Genomic DNA, 19,084 nt, shown 5'->3' on the forward strand with positions numbered 1-19,084 from the left:
CACGAATTACCGTGACGTTGGTGGATGACCAGCATCTGTTCCGTGCGGGGATCCGTATGCTCGTCGAGAGCCAGGATGACATGGGCCTCGTGGGCGAAGCCTCGGATGGGAAGCAGGCGATAGAGCTAGCGATCGAACATCGTCCCGACGTGATGCTGATGGATCTGCGCATGCCGGTCATGGACGGCATCGAAGCCACCCGGCAGATCGTGCAGCACGCCATTGATGCCGGCACCGACAAACCCAAAATCATCGCATTGACCACCTTCAACCGGGACCAGGCGGTGGTACAGGCAGTGCAGGCTGGGGCCAGCGGGTATCTCCTGAAGAGCGCTGAGCCGGAGTTCCTGCTGGCGGCCATCCGCACCGTTCACTCCGGCTACTCTGTGATCGCTCCAGGCTCCATTCACTCCCTCTTCGAGCACGCTGCGCGTAACGCACCTGCAATCGGCCCGGACCTTTCGGTCCTCGACCTGCTCTCCGTGCGTGAGCGGGACGTTTTCCTGCTTGCCGCAAAAGGGCTCAGCAACGGCGAGATGGCGCAGAGCCTGTTCGTCTCGGAAGCCACGATTAAGAGTCATCTACGCAGCGTGTTGGACAAGCTGGAACTCCGCACCCGGCTCCAACTGGTTGCATTCGCCCACGAACGGCGCCTACTCGGTACCTGAACAAAAGCAGCAACACCTGGCCTATACGCGAATTCTTTGGGCCGGAACCGTGCGTGGCACTGTCCTCCAGCCGGCACTCTGATGGCAGGTTGATAGGGGAAGGAACAAGACTGAATGCCCCCGTTGGACTGATCGGGTGCAACTCCGCAAGGAGTGGCATTGTCAGGGCCAGGAGCTACACTGAAGTAATCGAACATATATTCGAATAAAGGTGTGTTGTGGGCGTTATTATCGGTCCCCGCGTGATAGATGCGGGCGCCTCATTGTTCTCGGTGCTGATCTCGCCGGTACCCGTCGCCGCGGGGTTCCCTTCGCCGGCGCAGGACTACTTTGATGGCCGGATTGACCTGAACGCCCACCTGATCAAGGACATCACCAGCACCTTTGTTGTCCGGGTGACGGGAGACTCCATGGAGCGTGCCGGCATCAGTGACGGTGATGAGCTGATCGTCAACAGGGCGCTGGAACCGAAGGACGGGTCCGTGGTCATCGCCGTACTGGACGGGGAACTGACTGTGAAGCGCCTGCGCCTGACTGCCACAGGAGTGGTGCTGCAGGCGGAAAATCCAAAGTATCCGGACATCAAAGTGCCTGCCCTCTCGGAGCTGACCATCTGGGGCGTGGCCACGAGATGCCTGCACCATGTCTAGCCGCGGCCGTCTGCGGGCACGGCCATGAGCAAGCCTGCCATCATGCGGCAGATGCCGCAGATCGCCCACGTGGACGTCAACTGCTTCTACGCCTCGGCGGAACGTGCCTTCGATCCTTCGCTGGAGGGCAGGCCGTTGGTGGTGCTCTCGAACAATGACGGCTGCGCCGTGACCCGCTCCCCCGAAGCGAAAGCCCTGGGCATTGCCACCGGCGAGCCATGGTTCAAACTCGCGCCCCGCGCGAAGGAATGGGGGCTGGTGGCCAGGTCCAGCAACTACGAGCTCTACGGGGACATCAGCGCCCGGGTCATGGAGCTGCTCGGGAGGTACTCAGCGTGGCTGGAGGTTTACAGCATCGACGAAGCCTTCCTCGGGGTGAAGGGTCAGCCGGAGCAGCTGCTTGCCCTGGGCAGGACCATGAAGAACGCCGTCCGCCGCAACGTCGGCGTCCCGGTATGTGTTGGGATCGCGCCCACCAAAACGCTGGCCAAGCTGTGCAACAAGTGGGCCAAGAACAACCCCGCGTTTGGCGGGGTATGCCACTGGGACAGCGTTCCTGCTGCCGTGCGGGAGCAACTGCTGGCACGCCTGTCCGTGGAGGAAATCTGGGGCATCGCCGGGCGCCTGGCCAAACGCCTGAACGCGATCGGCATCCACACCATCCTGGACCTCGCCCGCGCCGACCCTGTGGCCGTCCGGGACAAGTTCTCCGTGGTCATGATGCGCACCGTCCTGGAACTCAACGGCACGCCCTGCATCCCCATGGAAGAGGAACGCCTGGGCCGGGACCAGCTGATCTTCTCCCGTTCCTTCGCCAGCCCGGTCACCACCGCTGCCGGGCTGCGGCAGGTCCTCAGCATCTACGGCCAGAATGCGAGCGCGCGGCTGGCCAAACACGGGCTGCAGGCGAAAGTCCTCACGGCATTTGCCGGCACCTCGCCCTTCAGCGGGCAGGAACAGTCCTATCCGTCGGTGTGTGTCCCGCTGCCGATGCCCACAGCGGACCCTCTCCTGCTCACCCGGGCGGCGCACGCCCTGCTGCCCAACATCCGCGAAGGCCTGAGGTACGCCAAAGTGGGGCTCATGCTCACGGACCTGCGGCCCACCGGCAACCAATCCCCCCTGGAGCTGTTCGAGAACCGGCACGAGGAACGCCGCATCGGCACCCTCCTGGAAGACGTGGGCAGCCGCTTCGGGCGCAGTTCCATCGGCCTCGGGCACGGCGGGATCAAAACGGGCCTGGACTGGACCATGAAACGGAACATGCGCTCGCCCCGCTACACCACCCACTGGGACGAACTCCCGCTCGTCAAAGCCGCCTAAACGGCTGCTGTTTGAACCACCCAGGCATCCACGGCCAGAGGTCAGGCCCGGGCTTCGGCGAGGTCCTTGAGTTTGGCGAGGGCCACGGGCCAAGTGTCATTCAGCATTGCCGCCCACTCGTCCACGCTGTCTAGCTCCACCTCGACCCTCGTCACGCCGCCGGCTTCGGTGAATGAATAGTTTTCGTGGGCTCCAATGAATCCCTTCGCCGCATCGCTGGTCCTGTCCTCCACACCACCTACGATCTGGCCGAGATATCGCAGGGAGACGAACTCATGCGGCCTGATTTCCTCAACTGTTGCGATCATCCCTCCCACGGACCCCTCGCCGTCCGGGCCGAGGAACCGAATTTCACTGCCCGGGTTCCAGTCGCCCTCATAGAAGGAACCTGTCTCGCTGAAAGCGCTCGTCCATTCCCGGTACGTGGCATCATCGAGCATCGTGGCCCAGACAGCTTGGGCGGGAGCGTTGATTTTCACTTCAAATTTCAGCTTTTCCATGGCTGATCGTACGTCTGCTTCAGGCCCGGAAACAGGCCCCGGTGACCCGGAAACCCTTGGGACCCATTGCGCAGGGGCACTCCTTCAGGCGCCCCTGGAAAAAGACGTCCGGCGACGTTTCTTGTCGCTGCGCTACGCCTTGTTGAGCCCCCGCGACGTCCCGTGAACGCCCGCTACGGGAACGATTGTGGCGCTGCCGGGCGCTCCGTAATCTCGTCTCAGCATCCGCCCCAGCAAAGGAACTCCAGTGTCAGATCCGTCCAGCCAGAGCCCCAAGAGCCCCCAGACCCAGCAAAGCTCCACCCGGATCGTTGCCGGACAGTCCGCCGCTCCCAAACGGCCGCTCGGCCTTAAGGTAGGCATCGCCGTCGGCATCCTTGCCCTCATTGGCGGGGGCGCCGCCGTCGCCTCCGCCGTGAACAGCGGCGGCCCTGCCGCAGTCCAGCAAGCCGCCCCCGCCGCCAACCCGGCCGCGGAGCTGAAACTGGGCTACTTCGGCAACGTCACCCACGCCCCCGCCTTGGTGGGAGTCAGCCAGGGCTACATCGCGGAGGAGCTCGGCGGCACCAAGCTCAGCACCCAGGTGTTCAACGCCGGCCCGGCCGCGATCGAGGCCCTGAACGCGGGCGCCATCGATGCCACGTACATTGGCCCGAACCCCGCCATCAACTCATTCGTGAAGAGCGGCGGCGAATCGGTGAACATCATCGCCGGCGCTGCGGCCGGCGGCGCCCAGCTGGTGGTCAAGCCGGAGATCAGTTCCGCCGCGGACCTGAGGGGCAAGACCCTTGCTTCCCCGCAGCTCGGCGGCACGCAGGATGTTGCCCTCCGCGCCTGGCTGGCCTCCCAGGGCTACAAGACCAACGTCGACGGCAGCGGCGACGTGGCCATCAACCCCACCGAGAACGCCCAGACGCTGAAGCTCTTCCAGGACGGAAAGCTCGACGGCGCGTGGCTGCCTGAGCCCTGGGCCTCACGCCTGGTGCTCACCGCCGGCGCCAAGGTACTGGTGGACGAAAAGGACCTCTGGGACGGCTCGCTGTCCGGCAAACCGGGCGAGTTCCCCACCACCATCCTGATCGTCAACCAGAACTTCGCAGCGGAACACCCGGACACTGTGAAGGCGCTGCTCAAGGGCCACGTGAAGTCAGTCGAATGGCTGAACGACGCGGCCGACGCCGAAAAGGCCAGCGTCATCAACGCCGCCCTCAAGGAATCCGCGGGCGCGGAGCTGAAGGCCGATGTCATCGACCGTTCCCTGAAGAACATCGTGTTTACCGTGGACCCGCTTGCCGGAACCTACGAGAAGCTCCTGGCCGACGGCGTCGCTGCCGGCACCACCAAGCAGGCCGACATCAACGGCATCTTCAACCTCACCGCCCTCAATGACGTAACGGGCGGGAAGACCTCGGCTGCCGGGCTGGGGAAGGAGTAGCAGGCCCATCGATTGCTCCGCAGGCGTCGTTTTGGTCACTCAAAAAGACACCTGCGGAGCAGTCGAAGCGCCAGTTCTGCCTACTCCCCCAGGACGGCCTCCAGCTCCGCCCGCGTCGGCGGGTTGGCACCAGGCCGGGAAACCGTCACCGCCGCGGCCCGGGCAGCATGGGCCAGGAGCTCGGCCAGCCCCTCGGCGGGAAGTTCGCGCAGGTCCTTGCGGTTCTGGGCGCCATCCAGGCCGCGGTCCACTAGCCCGGACAACAGAGCCGCCATGAATGAGTCCCCTGCCCCCACGGTGTCGGCCACCTCAACCCGGGGTGCCGGCACTTTGGCTTCGCCGGCGTGGCACACTCCCCAGGGCCCGTCGGCACCGCGCGTGACCACCACCATGGCCGGCCCCTCGGTTCCGCCCAGGGACAACCAGCGGCGTGCAGCATCCAGCACGTCCATGTCCGGGTACAGCCAGGCGAGGTCCTCGTCGGAGGCCTTGACCACGTCCGCCAGGGTCACGAACTTTTCCGTGTGCCGGCGCGCGTAGTCCACATCGGTGATGATGCTGGGCCGGCAGTTGGGGTCGAAGCTGATGGTGGCGCGCGGGTGGGCGTATTCGACGGCGGCCAGCACGTCGGTGGCGCCCGGCGCCAGCATCGTGGCGATCGAGCCGGTGTGCAGCAGCGTGGTGCCCTGCAGCATGAAGGCGAGACGGTCGGCGATGCCAGGAAGCTCCCAGGTGAGGTCGAACGTGTAGGTGGCGGCGCCGTCGTCGTCAATCAGGGCGGTGGCCACGCTGGTGGGAAGGTCATCCGGGCCCATGGGAACCATCACGGAGCTGGCGCGCAGGTGCGCCGCGACCGCATCGCCGTAGGCGTCGCGGCCGTACCGGCCGATGAACTGCACCGGGTGGTCAAGGCGGGCCAGGCCCACCGCCACGTTCAGCGGGCTGCCGCCCACGTGGGCTTCAATTCCCGAGGCGCGCTGGACAACGTCAACAAGGCCTTCGCCAATAACAGTGAGCATGGTCATACTCTGCCAGAAGGAGGGCAGCTGACGCTGTCCGTGACGGCGGCCGCGGTGTCAGGGGCCAGGCGGCCGCGGTGTCAGGGGCCAGCCGGCGGGGGTCAGTGCAGGGCGCCGTCCGGTTCCGTGGTCCGCCAGGCGTGGAAGGGCACGGCCAGTCCCGCCCTGGTCGGGGCGCAGATAAAGGGGCCAGCCTGGGCTTCCTCCGCGGGAGCGAGCGGAACCACCCGGACCAGCTGCAGGGCCCCGTCCCCTGCCTTGGCCCGGATGGTCAGCGCGTCGCCGCTGCGGCTGATCCGGACGAGCACCCGGCTTCCCTTCCAGGCTGGAACCGGGGCCAGGGACCAGTCGGACATCCCGTCGGTGACCACCGCCCCCACCTGGCAGGCGCCGTCGGCGAATTCGACGCCGGCCTTGACCCACCGCTCGGCGGAAACGCGCACGAAGATCCCGGCCTGGTCGAACTGCTCGGAGAAGCCTGCGGTGAATTCCACCTCCATGGCGGAATCCTGCGGGAATGGCGCCAGAAGCGCGTGCTCGCTGTCATGGATAAAGCCGTACGACGTAACCCGCCAGGCGTCGCTGCCCTCCTTGGCAGTGACCAGCAGATCCGTGCCGTGCTCGACGACGGAAACGGGCGGGTTGGTCCAGGTACCGTGCTGCCAGGGAATGTCCATGGCCGCCACTGTACTGCAGGCCGGCGCGCCGCTTTGTGCCTCCGCTGCGCTCAGCGCATCAGCTCCCGGACGAGTTCCCGGCATGTTCCGTAGGCCGGGGCATGGGGATCGATCAAGCCGAAATGGTCCCCGGGCACCGTCACAAGCTGTGCCGGCACAGGCCCGGACTCACTCGCCTCCACATACGAGGTGGACATCGCCAGCGGCACGGATTCATCCTCCGTGGCATGAACGGCGTAGACGGGAATGTCCAAGGGCAGCGCGGCCATCGGATCCGCGTACCGGTACCGGCCGGGGATTTCCGACGACGGCCCGCCCAGGAAGTTGGCCACGGCACCATCGCTGAGGTGCAGCTTCTCCGCTTCCGCCAGGTTCAGCACGCCGGACTGGCTCACCACCCCGGTGAGGCGGACGCCGTCGTCCCTCGCTCCAACCTCGCTGTGCTCACCCACCAGCCCCAGCCGGGGCAGCCGGTCGCGGCCCGCCGCCCACACCGCGAGGTGCCCGCCCGCGGAATGGCCCAGCGCCACCACCCTGTCCAGGTCCAGGGCATGGGGCCCGGCAAGCTCCTGCAGTTTGTCGATGCCCGCCAGGACATCGGTGAACGTCTGCGGCCAGCCGCCGCCATTCCCTGCCCGGCGGTACTCCAGGTTCCATGCGGCCATTCCGTGCGCGGCGAGGTCGTCCGCCATCGGCTCCCCCAGCTCGGCACCGTACTTCGACCGCCAGTAGCCGCCGTGGATCACCACCACCACGCCCCGGTGGGCACCGTCGTCGGGCAGGTCAGGAAGGAAAAGTTCGCCCCACTGGCTGGGGTCCCCGCCGTACTTATACCTATGCCGCTGCACCATGTGCCGAGCGTACCGCCAGCCAATGACAAAGCCGTTGCCGCGCCATCCGTGCACTGCCATTCTGGGTAAACCCGCACTCCAGAACCCAATGAAGGGACAGGAAAATGCCACTCTATCTGTCGAAGTTCAGCTACACACCGGAGACCTGGGGCCGGCTGATCAACAACCCGGAAGACCGGCGGAAAGCCGCGCAGGCGTACATCGAATCGGTGGGCGGAAAGCTGCACGGATTCTGGTACGCCTTTGGGAGCCATGACGGCTACAACCTGTGGGAAGCACCGGACAACGTTTCCATGGCGGCGGTAGCACTGGCCATCAGCGGCGGCGGCGCGCTGAGCTCGTTTGAAACCACCGTTCTGCTGAGCGTGGAGGACACGATGGAAGCCCTGCAGAAGGCAGGCGAGATCAAGTACCGGCCGCCGGGCAGCTGAACTTCCGGGACTCCCGGTCCAGGATCGGCGGCCCTCCTGCGGCTAGGCTCGGGAATTACATTGCAGCCAAAGGGGACCACGATGACCAGCACCACCCAGCCGGGAACCACGCCGCCAGCAACCGGCCGAAAGCTTGCAGTTACTGAGGCTCTTTCCCACCTGCCGGACCTGGTGAGCTGCGGACCGGGCCGGGCAACGCAGACGTCCTATTCCCCGCTGGACGGCAGCCTGGTGGGCGCCGTCCCCGTCTGCACGCCGGACGACGTCGCGGCCGCCGTCGAAAGCGCCCGGGCAGCCCAGCGGGAGTGGGCCGCCGTTCCCCTCCGCGAGCGCCGCGCCGTCGTCGGGCGGTTCCACGCACTGCTCCTCAACAAGGAGGCGGAGATCCTGGACCTGGTCCAGGCGGAGAGCGGCAAGTCGCGGCTCAACGCGTTCGAGGAACTCGCCGACGCCGCCCTTACCGCGGCCTACTACCACCGCACAGCCGAACGTTTCCTCCGCCCGCGCCGCCGGACGGGAGCGGCGCCGGGCCTGACGCGGACGGTGGAGTACCGGATCCCCAAGGGCGTGGTGGGCATCATCAGTCCGTGGAACTATCCCCTGACCCTCGCCGTCTCGGACGCGATCCCCGCCCTGCTGGCCGGTAACGCCTGTGTCCTCAAGCCCGACTCCCAGACACCGTTCACAGCACTGCTCGCCCTGGAGCTGCTGCGGGAGGCGGGGCTTCCGCAGGACCTGTTCCAGATTGTCACCGGCGACGGGCCGGTGCTGGGCCCAGCGCTGATCGGCGGCGTGGACTTCCTCATGTTCACGGGATCCTCGGAGACCGGGAAGGTGGTGGCACAGCAGTGTGCGGAGCGGCTGATCGGTTTCTCGGGCGAACTTGGCGGGAAGAATGCCACGCTGGTCCTGGCCGACGCGGACCTGCACAAGGCGGCCAGGGGCGCCGCGCAGGGGTGCTTTTCCAACTCCGGCCAGCTGTGCATCAGCATGGAACGCATCTACGTCCACCGCGCGGTCTTCGACGACTTCCTGGCAACCTTCACTGAACAGGTGGAGGGAATCCGGTTGGGTGCCGGCCCGGGCTGGGACATCGACATGGGCTCGCTCACGGGCCAACGGCAGCTGGACCGGGTCAGCGCGCATGTGGAGGACGCCCTTGCCAAGGGTGCGCAACTCATCACGGGCGGGCGGGCGCGGCCGGACCTTGGCCCGTACTTCTACGAACCCACCATCCTCACCGGGGTGACCGGGGAGATGGTGGTGGCGCGGGAGGAGACGTTCGGGCCCGTGGTGGCCGTCTACCAGGTGGACGGCGACGACGAAGCCGTGGCCCTGGCCAACGACTCCCACTACGGGCTCAACGCCAGCGTCTGGTCCGCGCGGCACGGCCGCGAGGTGGGGCGGCGCCTGCTCGCCGGGACGGTCAACGTCAACGACGGCTATTCCGCGGCGTGGGCCTCACACGATGCCCCGATGGGCGGGATAAAGGATTCCGGTGTGGGGCGGCGCCACGGCAAGGAGGGCATCCTGAAGTACACGGAAGCCCAAACGGTGGCCCAGCAGCGGCTGGTACCCGTGGGCCCTCCGCCCGGCATGACGAACGAGCGGTACACCAGGCTGGTCAAGGGCGCGCTCACGCTGATGGGGCGGCTGCGCTGATGGCCGGCGGAACAGCGCTCTCCGGCAGTACCGTTCTCATCACCGGGGGCGGCAGCGGGCTGGGCCGCCGCATGGCCCTGGACGCTTCCCGACGGGGTGCGCGGGTGGTCATCTGGGATGTTTCGGCCGACGGCGGCAGGAACGTCCGCGATGAAATCCGCAGCGCCGGCGGCGTGGCGGAGACGCAGACCGTGAACGTGGCGGACAGGGAGGCCGTGCAGGCTGCGGCCGCGGCTGCAGGTCCGGTGGACGTGCTGATCAACAACGCCGGTGTTGTCACGGGAAAACTGCTCCTGGATGCCGCCGACGAGGATATTGAGCGGACCTTCGAGGTCAATGTCCTGGCACTGTACTGGGTGACGCGCGCGTTCCTCCCCGGCATGGCCGCCCGCGGCCGGGGCACCGTGGTGACAGTTGCCAGCGCGGCCGGGCTGGTGGGCGTCGCCAGGCAGACCGATTACTCGGCCAGCAAATTCGCAGCGTTCGGCTTCAACGAGTCACTGCGCGCCGAGCTGCGGGCGGGCAGGACCGGCGTCGGCACCCTGGTGGTCTGCCCGTACTACATCGACACGGGCATGTTCGACGGCGTGCGGACCCGGTTCCCGCGGCTCCTCCCCATCCTGGAAGAGGAGGCGGTGGCGGCCAAGGTGCTGGACGCCGTCGAAAGCGGGCGGCAGAAGCTGGTCCTCCCACCCTTGGTGAACCTGGTCCCCGCGGCCCGGCTGCTGCCGGTCGGGGCCTTCGACCGGGTCATGGACGTGCTGGGCATCAACCGGACCATGGACCGGTTTACCGGGCGCCCCGCCGACGTTTCGGGTGCACGCGGCATAAAGACCGACGGCGGCGCCTGACCTTACTCCCTTAACGCCAAGCAGGCGGGCCACGTCAGCCGACGCAGTAAAGAGGACCCATCCAAAAGACAGCATGCTGACGAATTGGTTAACGTTCGGCCACGGACGCCGATCCCAACTCACAGTCGGAGGCTCTTCATGACGGAAGTTACTGCCCATCACGGCCTGTTCAAGGACACCAACCTGCACGTCGACGACACGGGCGGCACTGGCCGGCCTGTGGTCCTCATCCATGGGTGGCCCCTGTCCGGGGAATCCTTCGCCGCCCAGGTTCCGGCCCTGCAGGCTGCCGGCTACAGGGTCATCACCTATGACCGGCGCGGCTTCGGGCGCAGCAGCAAGCCCCACGGCGGATACACCTATGACACGCTCACGGAGGACCTGAACGCCCTCCTTGAGGCACTGGACCTTACCGACGCCACGCTCGTGGGGTTCTCCATGGGCGGCGGTGAGGTAGCCCGCTATTTCACCAGGTTCGGTTCCGGCAGGGTGCGCAGCGTTGTTTTCGCTGCGGCCGTCCCCCCGTACATGATGCAGGGCGAGGACAACCCGGACGGGCCTCTCACCAAGGAAGCAGCAGCAGAAATGGCCGCCGCCCTGACCAAGGATGAAGACTCCTTCTACGACGACTTCACCCGTCAGTTCTTCTCCGTCAACGGCGAGCTTAAGGTCACCGAGCAGCAGCGGCAGGATGCCCTGGGGCTGTGCAAGCAGGCTGACAAGAAGGCCGCCCTGGCCTGCATGGAGGCATTCGGTACAACCGACTTCCGCGACGACCTGCCCAACGTCACGGTCCCGGCGCTCGTCCTCCATGGCGACGGGGACGGCACGGTGCCCCTTGATGGATCCGGCGCCCGGACCCATGCGTCCCTGCCCAACAGCGACCTGCACGTCCTCCGCGACGCCCCGCACGGCTGCAATGTGAGCCATCCCGATGAGTTCAACCAGGCACTCCTGACCTTCCTGGCGAAGTAAGGGATCGCCTGCAGGGCAGGAGAGGGTGGGGAGGCCACAGCGGCCTCCCCACCCTCTTCGTGTTTCCTGGCGTCGCGCACGACGGCGGCGCCTGACGTTTGTCCCTAAGCCCGCAGCAGGCGGGCCACGTCAGCCGCCTCCGGGTACGCAGCCTGCGTCCCCTTTCGGGTGGTGGCCAGGGCGGCAGCCACCGACGCGAATGCTGCAGCCCCGGCCAGCGCGTCCCCGGCGGCCAGCCGGACGGCAACGGCACCGGTGAAGGCGTCACCCGCGCCCGTGGTGTCCACGGCCTTGACCGTTGTGGGCGCAATCCGGACCACGCGGGAACCCTCGGGAGCAACCGAGTCCAGCACCACCGAGCCCTGCGAACCGAGCGTCACCAGCACCTGCCGGATCCCCCGCTCCGCAAACCGCAAGCGCACCCTGTCCCACTCGGAATCAGGCGCGCCGGGGCCCGGCGCGGCGGAATCGCCGCCCAGGAACAGCGCGGCCTCATGCGCGTTGACCAGCAGGACATCGGTGAGGACGGTCAGCTCCTCCGGCACCTCGCCGTACGGCGAGAGATTGAGCAGGACTGTTGCGCCGGCGTCGTGCCCTGCCTTTGCAGCGGCGAGCACCGTCTCCATGCCCACCTCCAGGCAAAGGCAGACGACGGAGGCCTGCTCCAGGACGCCCGAGGCCTCCGCCACGTCCGCCGGCGACAGGGTGCCGTTGGCGCCGGCCGAGATGATGATGTTGTTCTCGCCGCCGGCATCCACCGCGATGACCGCCACGCCCGTGGGCTCGGACACAGTGCGGACACACCCGACGTCCACCCCTGCACGGGCGGCGGAGGACCGCAGCATGGCGCCGTTGGGGTCCTCCCCCACCGCGCCCACCAGGCTGACGATCCCGCCCAGCCGGCTCGCGGCAACAGCCTGGTTGGCGCTCTTCCCGCCCGGGTTCACCGCGAATCCGTTGCCGTGCACCGTCTCGCCGGGGAGTGGAAGGCGTTCGCAGTAGATGGTGAGGTCGGCATTCAAGGAGCCGACGACGACGATCCGGCCTGCCTTTTCGACGGCGGCGTTCACTCCGCCACCTCGGCTTCAACCGGCTTGGGGATCAGGAGCGAGGCGGCGAACGCTGCGATGGTGAGCGCGAGGCCGACCACCACGACGGTCAGGTAGGACGCCTTCGCATCGCCGAGGGCCGCCGTCGCCACCAGGACGGCGGGCAGCACCAGGAAGCTGAGGCCTGCGCCGAGGTTGAAGGCGCCAGCGTTCATGCCCGGCAGGAAGCCCGGGTTGCCGGCGGGTGAAAGGACAACACCGAGTCCGTTGAGCATGATGTTGACCGTACCGGCGTACATGATGCCCAGCAACACCGTGCCGGCGATCATCAGCGGCAGGCTGTCCAGGCCGAAGAACGCGATGATGGCCAGCGCCGCGATGCTGCCCAGCAAGCCGATGCGCAGCACCCTGGTGTACCCGAGGACCGGTGCGAGCTTGCCGCTGAGGGGTCCCACCGCCCAGCCGAGCAGTGCATAGGGAGTGAGGATGATGAGCGACATCTCTGTGGGTCCGATGCCGAAACCGGGGTCGGCGGCCTGGACGTAGGCGGGCACTATGCCGTTGATGACGGCGAAGATGCCGGTCATGGTCAGCGTGGTGGTGAGCAGCGGCGCCCAGGTGGAGCGCTGGCGCAGGTGCACGGTTTCGACCATTGGCTGGCTGGCCCGCTTTTCGGTCCGCCAGAACAGGTAGAACGCGGCGGCGGATACCAGCACCAGCGCCAGGCTCAGCATCAGGGTGCCGGAGGAGAAGGCGCCCACCAGCTTGGCGCCTTCGTTCAGGGCGGTAAGCAGCGCGCCCACGGCGACCACGATGAAGAACACGCCCAGCCAGTCCATCCGGGTGCCGGCGGCCGGCTTGCTTTCACCGGCCAGGAAAGCGATCAGCGCGGTGGCAGCCAGGGCCAGCACCACCATGAGCCAGAAGATGCTGCGGAAGCCGAAGTGCTCGGCGAAGTAGCCGCCCACAAAGGAGTCCACACCGGCCACGCCGCCGTTGACGGCCGTGATCAGGCCCATGAGGGTGCCGTATTTCCGCGGGTTGCTGACCGCGGAGCGCAGCATGATGAGGCAGAGCGGAACGGTGGGGCCGCTGACGCCCTGGATGATGCGGCCCACGAAGAGCCAGGTGACGTCCGGGGCGAGGGCTGCGATGACGGACCCCACGGCCATCAGGAGCATCATGCCCACGAGGATCTTCTTGCGGCCCACGATGTCGCTCAGGCGGGGCAGGAACAGGGAGAACAGGGCGGCCGCGGTGAAGAACCACGTCTGCGAGAGGCCGATGACGGCCTGGTCCGTGTTGAGCTCCTCGCCCATGGTCACCAGGGCGGGACTGAGCATGGAGGCGTTGAGCTGGAAGGCGACGCAGGCTGCCAGCAGGGCGACCATCAGGGCGGTGACGTTGCCCTTGGCGGTCCGGGTTTCGAGGACGGTGGCGGTCATTTACTTGACCCCTCCGGCGGTGAGGGAGTCACTTGCGTCGCGGACGACGTCGGCCGTGTTCTGTGTGGTGCGGGCGTCACCGGTGAGCGGATCACCGATGCGTTCCAGCGCGTCGGTGACCAGGTTCCAGAACTTTTCGTGGTCCAGGTCCACGGCGACGCTGGTGTGGCAGTCCGCCGGCGCGGGGGCGCGGAAGTCCGCCACCGTCATGCCGAGCGTCAGCTTGCCCTGCAGCTCAATGTCCACTGGCACCTTGCGGGTGGTGACGATGCTGGGGTCGATCACGTAGGCCACGGCGCAGGGGTCGTGCACCGGCGGGTGGTCGAAGCCCTGGGCGTCCTTGTAGGTGTGGGCGAAGAAATCCATGAGTTCGGTGACGAACTTTGCGGGCCTGGTGCCGATCGCGGCAATCTTTTCCACGACGTCCGGGGTGGCGAGCGCCTGGTGGGTCAGGTCCAGGCCCACCATCACCACCGGCCACCTTTCGTTGAAGACGATGTGCGCGGCCTCGGGGTCGATGATGATGTTGAACTCGGCCACGGCGCTCCAGTTGCCCACGTGGTAGCCGCCGCCCATGAGGACAACTTCCTTCACGCGCTCCACGATGCGCGGTTCCTTCCGGGCGGCGAGGGCGATGTTGGTCAGGCCGGCGGTGGGCACCAGGGTGACGGTGCCGGGCTCGTGCGCCATGACGGTATCGATAATGAGGTCCACCGCGTGGCGGGGGTCCAGGTCGATGTCCGACGACGGAAGTTCCGGGCCGTCCATGCCGCTGTCCCCATGGATGTCCGGGGCGGTTTCGATGCTCCTCACCAGGGGGCGTCCGCAGCCGGCGGCGAAAGGGACACCGGTGATGCCGGCGATGGTGCCGACGGCCAGGGCGTTGCGGGTGACCTTTTCCAGGGTCTGGTTTCCCACCACCGTTGTGACGGCCAGCAGGTCGATGTCCGGGTTGCCGTGGGCGAGCAGCAACGCCACAGCGTCGTCATGCCCGGGGTCGCAGTCAAGAATGATCTTCTTGCGGCCGGGGGATTGCCGTTCAGGGGAATGGGCAGCGGGTTCCACGATGATCTCCACGTCGTTGGGGCCCGCATGGGTGCGGGGAGCTGAAGCGTTCAGGAGAGATCATGGCAGTCTTGTGTGGCGTACGTCAAACGCTTGACGAAGGTGCAGGTCAAGCGCTTGATGCCAGCGCCTGCACGGAGGGGTGCTGGATGGTGTGGCGTGTGTATCGGCCGGGCTAGTGGTGCTTTTCCTTGCCGGGCTTCCCAGTTTCGGGGTGGGCCTGGGCCTCGTGCTGTTCGTACCTTTGGCGGGCCTCCTGGAGGTGCTGTTCAAGCTTCTCCTCTGCCTCCCGCCGGCGCTGCCCCACGGTCCGGATCTGCTGGGACGTCGGCGCGACGTGGGCGTGCTGGTGGGGGCCAAGGTCCCGCGCTGTTGCATGGCTGGTATCGCTCATACGGGCATCGTCCCACCAGAGCCCCCGGTCCGGAAGGCCTGTATGACCCCCATTTTCCGGGGCGCCGGGGATCGCCCATTTTCCTGTCCGGCGGCCGCCTCCGCGGCACGTGATTGCCGTGCCATGTGTGGCCCTCGAGGACAGCCTGCGGGTCCGCCTCCTACTACGATCGAGGTATGGAATCCGCGGAACAGCTGCAGCAGCCCGTGCGTTCGCGGCGGATCACGGCGGCGATGGTGGCCGCACGGGCGGGGGTCTCTACAGCCACCGTCTCGCTGGTGGCCAACGGCAAGACCGCCGGCCGCGTCTCGGAAGACAACATCTCCAGGGTCCGGGAAGCAATCGCCGAGCTTGGCTACGTGGTGGACGGCATCGGCAGTTCGCTGGCCAAGGGCGTGAGCTCGATCGTGATCCTGGTGGCGCCGGACATCTCCAACCCCTTCTTCGCCAAGGTGATCGCCGGCGTGCGGGAGTCCTTGGGCCCGCAGTACCAGCTGCTGCTGTCCGTCACGGAGGCCGGCGAGTCGCCCCGGGCCGACGACGTCCGGCGGCTGATGTCCCTGCGTCCGGCAGGACTCCTGGTAGACGCACCCAGCGCAGGCTTCCTCGAGGACCTCGCGTCGCCGTCACCCGTTGTGCTGCTGGACGCGCCCGGGCTGGAGGCCTACGCGCCTTCGGTGAACCTGGACGTGGCAAGCGGTGCGCGGGAACTCGCGGCGCACCTGGCGGACGCCGGACACCGCGAGGTGGCGTACGTGGACAGCGTCACGGGCACGGAAACCTTTGCGCTCCGGCGGAAAGCCTTCCTCGAGGAGGCGGCCGCCCGCGGCATCACCGTCGGGGCGGGACGCATTATCAGCACCACCATCGACGTCGGCACGGCGGCTTCAGCCTTCGCCGCCGCCTGGCCGGGCTGGCAGCGGGAGGGGGTGACCGCCGTTGTCTGCGGCACCGACACTCACGCCTACGGTGTGCTGCAGGAGGCCCGCGTGGCCGGCGTGCGGATTCCAGAGGAGCTGGCGGTGGCCGGCTTCGACGACCTCCCGTATTCGGCCACGAGCAATCCGGGCCTCACCAGCGTCCACCTGCCCGCCACTCCCTTGGGCCTCAAGGCCGGGGAGCAGCTGCGCCGCCTCATGGAAGGCGAGGTGCTCGAACAGGCCGGGGTCACGCTGGAGAGTTCACTGGTGGTGCGCGGATCCACGGCCGCGGCGGAACGCTGAAGACGCCCGCCGCCGTCGTTCTGTCAGTGCCCGGCCGTAAGCTGGAACCATGCCGAGTCATTGGGACAGCCTGGACGCGAGCCTGCGCGAATCCGTGGAACAGAACGTGGAGATCTACGAGCGCGTCCGCCCTGCCCTGAAACTGGTCACTCGGGACGTCCTGCTGACCCTGCGGGACATGCTGAAGGACTCCGAGGTCACGCCGCTGTTTGTCACCGGGCGCACCAAAACGGTGGAATCCTTCAAGGAAAAAATCTCCCGCATTGAGGAGCCGCTGGAGCCGGGCGGCCCCCCAGTCCTGAAGTTCCCGGACCCGTTCCGGACCCTGAACGACATGGTGGGGATCCGGGTGATCACCAAGCTGCCGGCCGAGAATGCGGTGGTGGCCAACATCATCAAGCACCAGCGCCAGCTCTTCGACTGCCGGGGCGACCGGGAAAAGGACATCGGCTCCATCGAATCCGGCACCTACGGGTATTCCAGCCGGCACCTGATCCTGCGCACCATCCAGAACGAGGCCGTCAAGGAATACCAGCAGGTTTTCAACCCGGACGCCGTGCCCAACGGCAGCTACTTCTTTGAGTGCCAGATCCGCACCATTTTTGCCCACGCGTGGAGCGAGATCGAGCACGACATCCGGTTCAAGGCCGAGGACCCGCGCGCCTGGACCCCGCACTTCGACCGGCAGTTCACCGCCACCGCGGCCATGCTGGAGACGGTGGAGACTGCCTTCGCGGACCTGCACGAGCGCTACGAGGAAGTCCGCAGTTTCTGGGATGCCGAGGGCGAGGGCGCGGCGCCGCTGACGCCCAACCGCATCAGGGATGTCTGGCGGACGCTGCTTCCGCACGTGGACCGCAAGGTGGACGACGACTGGGGTTGGGCGGCCGAACTCCTCGCCGCGCACGGCCTCAACCAGACCATGCAGCTGGCCGGGCTGCTCAGCGCCAACCGCATCACCGAGGTCCGGAGGGCCCTGGACCACCGTTACTCCCCCGGCCCCGACCGGCTGCTGGATGACCTGCTGCTGTGGCAGTACGGCACCAAGCACATCGACCTCACCGCGGAGGCGTCCGACGCCGTCCCGCACCCGCGGCGCGACAGCCTGATGCGGCGGCTGCGGCAAATTGAGCGGTACCGGCTGACGAAGAAGTAAGGGCTTCCCCGTGAGTTCCGCCACCTTATTTTGAAGCACTCAAAATAAGCCGTAACGTTGATGCCAGGCCACCGAAGCCCTGTCCGGGCTGTATGCGGGTGAACAGTTCCCCGAGCGCCAAGGCGCCGGCTCCCCGCACTGCATCGAACCCCACCCCCATCGCCCCCCTCGGACCACCCGCAGGGCAGCCGCACATGGGAACGGCAGGGACCCCGGACGGCAGCCACCACCCTCACGCATCAGGAGAACACCATGACCCAGACACTCGAACGTCCCGTCACCATCGAAGCAACCCCGGCCACCGCCGCCGGGACACCCCGCGGCGGCAGCTACGTCACCCTCCCCGGCCACCTCGCCAACTCACGCGACACCGAAGCAGGCTACATCTCGCTGCCCGGCGGCAACACCCGCACCGGGAGCCAAGGTCAGGGCAGTTATGTGACCCTGCACTCGACACCCCTGGGCGACACCGAAATCGGCTACACGCGCCGCGGCTAGAGCCGCCACGCTCCTCCCCCGTACGGGCTTGAGCCGGAGCTGGCCTAAACGCCGTCCGCGGCACCCAGCCCAGCCAACTCAGGCCGCGGGCGGTGCCGTGGAGTCACGGACAATCAGGTGGGTGGCGAGCTCCACGCGGTGTGAATCCAGGACTTCCCCCCGCGCCTGGCGCAGCACAGACCGGAACGCCGCACGCCCCATCTCCTCCAGCGGCTGGGCTATGGAACTCAGCGACGGGACCGACTCCTCGCCCTGGTTTGTTCCGTCAAAGCCGATAAGGCTGAGGTCTTCGGGAACCCGGATGCCGTGCCGGCCGGCCTCGCCGAGAATGCCCAGGGCGATGGTGTCGCTGCCGGCGAAGATCGCCGTCGGCAGCTTGTCCAGCTCGAGCAGCGCCTGCAGGCCCCTAACGCCGCTTTCCCGCCGGAACCTGCCGCCGGAGTAGATGTACTGCGGGTCCACCGGCACGCCGTGTGCCATGAGTGCGGCCATGTAGCCGTGCAGCCGCGCCTGGTTGCACTCGGCATTCTCGATGCCGCCGATGTAAGCGATCCGGCGGTGCCCCAGCTCCAGCAGGTGTTCCGTGGCCGCCTTGCCGCCGGCCCAGTTGGTGGCCCCGATGCTGACCACGTCGGCGGAGGGCGGGTTTAGCGGGTCAATCACGACGACGGGAATCTGGCGGCGCCGGAAAGGGTGCAGTTGCGTCTCGCTGAAGGCTGAGGTCACCACAATCATTCCGGCCCTGCCCTCGTCAACCATGCGCTGGGCACGGCGCTCGGGGCTGCGCCGGCCCTGGCCCGCCGGACCGGTGACGCTGACCAGGATCTCGACGTCGGCATCGGCCGCGGACTGCAGCACGCCGTTGAGGACCTGGATGGTGTACGCGGAATCCAGGACATCGATGACCACTTCAATCACGGTGCCGGTTTCCCCGGCGGAACGGCGCTGCAGCGGCGACTGGTATCCGGCCTGCTCAAGCACGGCCAGTACACGGGCCCGGGTTTCCGGCGACACATCCTCGCGGCCGTTCACCACCTTCGAAACGGTGGGCGCGGAAACCCCGGCCTGCTGGGCAACGGAGGCAAGCGTCGGCTTGGCCCGTTCCGGGATTTTCGTTGCCATCTGCTGAGACCTTTCGAAAAGTTTCGTTGACTCATTGTTCAGACTTCCCCGGGACGGGTCAAGGGACCCGGGAGTGCCAGCGAAATAAAA

At 67.2% G+C, this 19,084-nt stretch carries 20 protein-coding genes; 11 read left to right on the forward strand and 9 right to left on the reverse strand.

Going from position 1 to position 19,084, the window contains the following annotated elements:
* The first annotated feature begins 11 nt into the window (after positions 1-11).
* From WHH00_RS17865 to WHH00_RS17875, 3 genes are all read left to right on the forward strand, one after another.
* Complete coding sequence (locus WHH00_RS17865) at positions 12-668, forward strand: response regulator (protein ID WP_406638669.1); 657 nt, start codon at positions 12-14, stop codon at positions 666-668.
* A gap of 218 nt (positions 669-886) precedes the next feature.
* Positions 887-1,318: a LexA family transcriptional regulator gene (locus WHH00_RS17870; RefSeq protein ID WP_231456454.1), complete on the forward strand. Its 432-nt coding sequence runs from the start codon at positions 887-889 to the stop codon at positions 1,316-1,318.
* A 24-nt stretch (positions 1,319-1,342) separates the two neighbouring features.
* Positions 1,343-2,641, forward strand: a complete 1,299-nt coding sequence (locus WHH00_RS17875; protein ID WP_406634899.1) for a Y-family DNA polymerase — start codon at positions 1,343-1,345, stop codon at positions 2,639-2,641.
* A 41-nt stretch (positions 2,642-2,682) separates the two neighbouring features.
* On the opposite strand, the gene WHH00_RS17880 is transcribed toward WHH00_RS17875, so the two are convergent.
* Complete coding sequence (locus tag WHH00_RS17880) at positions 2,683-3,141, reverse strand: SRPBCC domain-containing protein (protein WP_406634901.1); 459 nt, start codon at positions 3,139-3,141, stop codon at positions 2,683-2,685.
* A 247-nt stretch (positions 3,142-3,388) separates the two neighbouring features.
* Here WHH00_RS17880 and WHH00_RS17885 point away from each other — a divergent pair, with 247 nt between their 5' ends.
* The gene (locus WHH00_RS17885; protein WP_406634903.1) at positions 3,389-4,576 is read left to right on the forward strand and encodes an ABC transporter substrate-binding protein; all 1,188 of its coding nucleotides are present in this window, start codon (positions 3,389-3,391) and stop codon (positions 4,574-4,576) included.
* An 80-nt stretch (positions 4,577-4,656) separates the two neighbouring features.
* Here WHH00_RS17885 and WHH00_RS17890 read toward each other — a convergent pair whose 3' ends face one another.
* The 3 genes from WHH00_RS17890 to WHH00_RS17900 all read right to left on the reverse strand — a co-directional run bounded on the left by WHH00_RS17890 (position 4,657) and on the right by WHH00_RS17900 (position 7,123).
* Entirely contained in the window at positions 4,657-5,622 is a 966-nt protein-coding gene (locus WHH00_RS17890; RefSeq protein ID WP_406638672.1) for a carbohydrate kinase family protein, read from the reverse strand.
* Positions 5,623-5,696: 74 nt separating this feature from the next.
* Positions 5,697-6,272: a DUF1349 domain-containing protein gene (locus WHH00_RS17895; protein WP_406634905.1), complete on the reverse strand. Its 576-nt coding sequence runs from the start codon at positions 6,270-6,272 to the stop codon at positions 5,697-5,699.
* A gap of 50 nt (positions 6,273-6,322) precedes the next feature.
* Positions 6,323-7,123 carry an alpha/beta hydrolase family protein gene (locus WHH00_RS17900; RefSeq protein WP_406634907.1) on the reverse strand — a complete coding sequence of 267 codons (801 nt, stop codon included), beginning with the start codon at positions 7,121-7,123 and terminating at the stop codon, positions 6,323-6,325.
* 104 nt (positions 7,124-7,227) lie between these two features.
* Between WHH00_RS17900 and WHH00_RS17905 the strand changes: the two genes are divergently transcribed.
* The 4 genes from WHH00_RS17905 to WHH00_RS17920 all read left to right on the forward strand — a co-directional run bounded on the left by WHH00_RS17905 (position 7,228) and on the right by WHH00_RS17920 (position 11,042).
* Complete coding sequence (locus WHH00_RS17905) at positions 7,228-7,554, forward strand: GYD domain-containing protein (RefSeq protein ID WP_406634909.1); 327 nt, start codon at positions 7,228-7,230, stop codon at positions 7,552-7,554.
* 81 nt (positions 7,555-7,635) lie between these two features.
* Positions 7,636-9,216, forward strand: coding sequence for a succinic semialdehyde dehydrogenase (locus tag WHH00_RS17910; RefSeq protein ID WP_406634911.1), 1,581 nt, complete (start codon positions 7,636-7,638; stop codon positions 9,214-9,216).
* Positions 9,216-10,067, forward strand: a complete 852-nt coding sequence (locus tag WHH00_RS17915) for an SDR family oxidoreductase (protein WP_406634912.1) — start codon at positions 9,216-9,218, stop codon at positions 10,065-10,067. Before WHH00_RS17910 ends, WHH00_RS17915 begins: the two co-directional genes overlap by 1 nt.
* A gap of 138 nt (positions 10,068-10,205) precedes the next feature.
* Positions 10,206-11,042: an alpha/beta fold hydrolase gene (locus tag WHH00_RS17920; RefSeq protein ID WP_406634914.1), complete on the forward strand. Its 837-nt coding sequence runs from the start codon at positions 10,206-10,208 to the stop codon at positions 11,040-11,042.
* A gap of 104 nt (positions 11,043-11,146) precedes the next feature.
* Here WHH00_RS17920 and WHH00_RS17925 read toward each other — a convergent pair whose 3' ends face one another.
* From WHH00_RS17925 to WHH00_RS17940, 4 genes are all read right to left on the reverse strand, one after another.
* A complete protein-coding gene (locus WHH00_RS17925) occupies positions 11,147-12,112 on the reverse strand; it encodes a ribokinase (RefSeq protein WP_406634916.1) in 966 nt (321 codons plus the stop codon).
* Complete coding sequence (locus WHH00_RS17930) at positions 12,109-13,536, reverse strand: MFS transporter (protein ID WP_406634918.1); 1,428 nt, start codon at positions 13,534-13,536, stop codon at positions 12,109-12,111. The genes WHH00_RS17925 and WHH00_RS17930 overlap by 4 nt, the downstream gene beginning before the upstream one ends.
* Entirely contained in the window at positions 13,537-14,601 is a 1,065-nt protein-coding gene (locus WHH00_RS17935) for a nucleoside hydrolase (RefSeq protein WP_406634920.1), read from the reverse strand.
* A 175-nt stretch (positions 14,602-14,776) separates the two neighbouring features.
* The gene (locus WHH00_RS17940; protein ID WP_406634922.1) at positions 14,777-14,995 is read right to left on the reverse strand and encodes a hypothetical protein; all 219 of its coding nucleotides are present in this window, start codon (positions 14,993-14,995) and stop codon (positions 14,777-14,779) included.
* 176 nt (positions 14,996-15,171) lie between these two features.
* Here WHH00_RS17940 and WHH00_RS17945 point away from each other — a divergent pair, with 176 nt between their 5' ends.
* From WHH00_RS17945 to WHH00_RS17955, 3 genes are all read left to right on the forward strand, one after another.
* Complete coding sequence (locus WHH00_RS17945; protein ID WP_406634924.1) at positions 15,172-16,218, forward strand: LacI family DNA-binding transcriptional regulator; 1,047 nt, start codon at positions 15,172-15,174, stop codon at positions 16,216-16,218.
* A gap of 49 nt (positions 16,219-16,267) precedes the next feature.
* Positions 16,268-17,374, forward strand: coding sequence for a RelA/SpoT domain-containing protein (locus tag WHH00_RS17950; RefSeq protein ID WP_350001493.1), 1,107 nt, complete (start codon positions 16,268-16,270; stop codon positions 17,372-17,374).
* A 252-nt stretch (positions 17,375-17,626) separates the two neighbouring features.
* Entirely contained in the window at positions 17,627-17,872 is a 246-nt protein-coding gene (locus WHH00_RS17955; protein WP_406634926.1) for a hypothetical protein, read from the forward strand.
* Between the two features lie 78 nt (positions 17,873-17,950).
* Here WHH00_RS17955 and WHH00_RS17960 read toward each other — a convergent pair whose 3' ends face one another.
* On the reverse strand, positions 17,951-18,994 hold the full coding sequence (locus WHH00_RS17960; RefSeq protein WP_231456466.1) for a LacI family DNA-binding transcriptional regulator: 1,044 nt from the start codon (positions 18,992-18,994) through the stop codon (positions 17,951-17,953).
* Positions 18,995-19,084 lie beyond the last annotated feature (90 nt).

The organism is Pseudarthrobacter quantipunctorum, from assembly GCF_045291495.1.
Lineage (GTDB): Bacteria > Actinomycetota > Actinomycetes > Actinomycetales > Micrococcaceae > Arthrobacter > Arthrobacter quantipunctorum.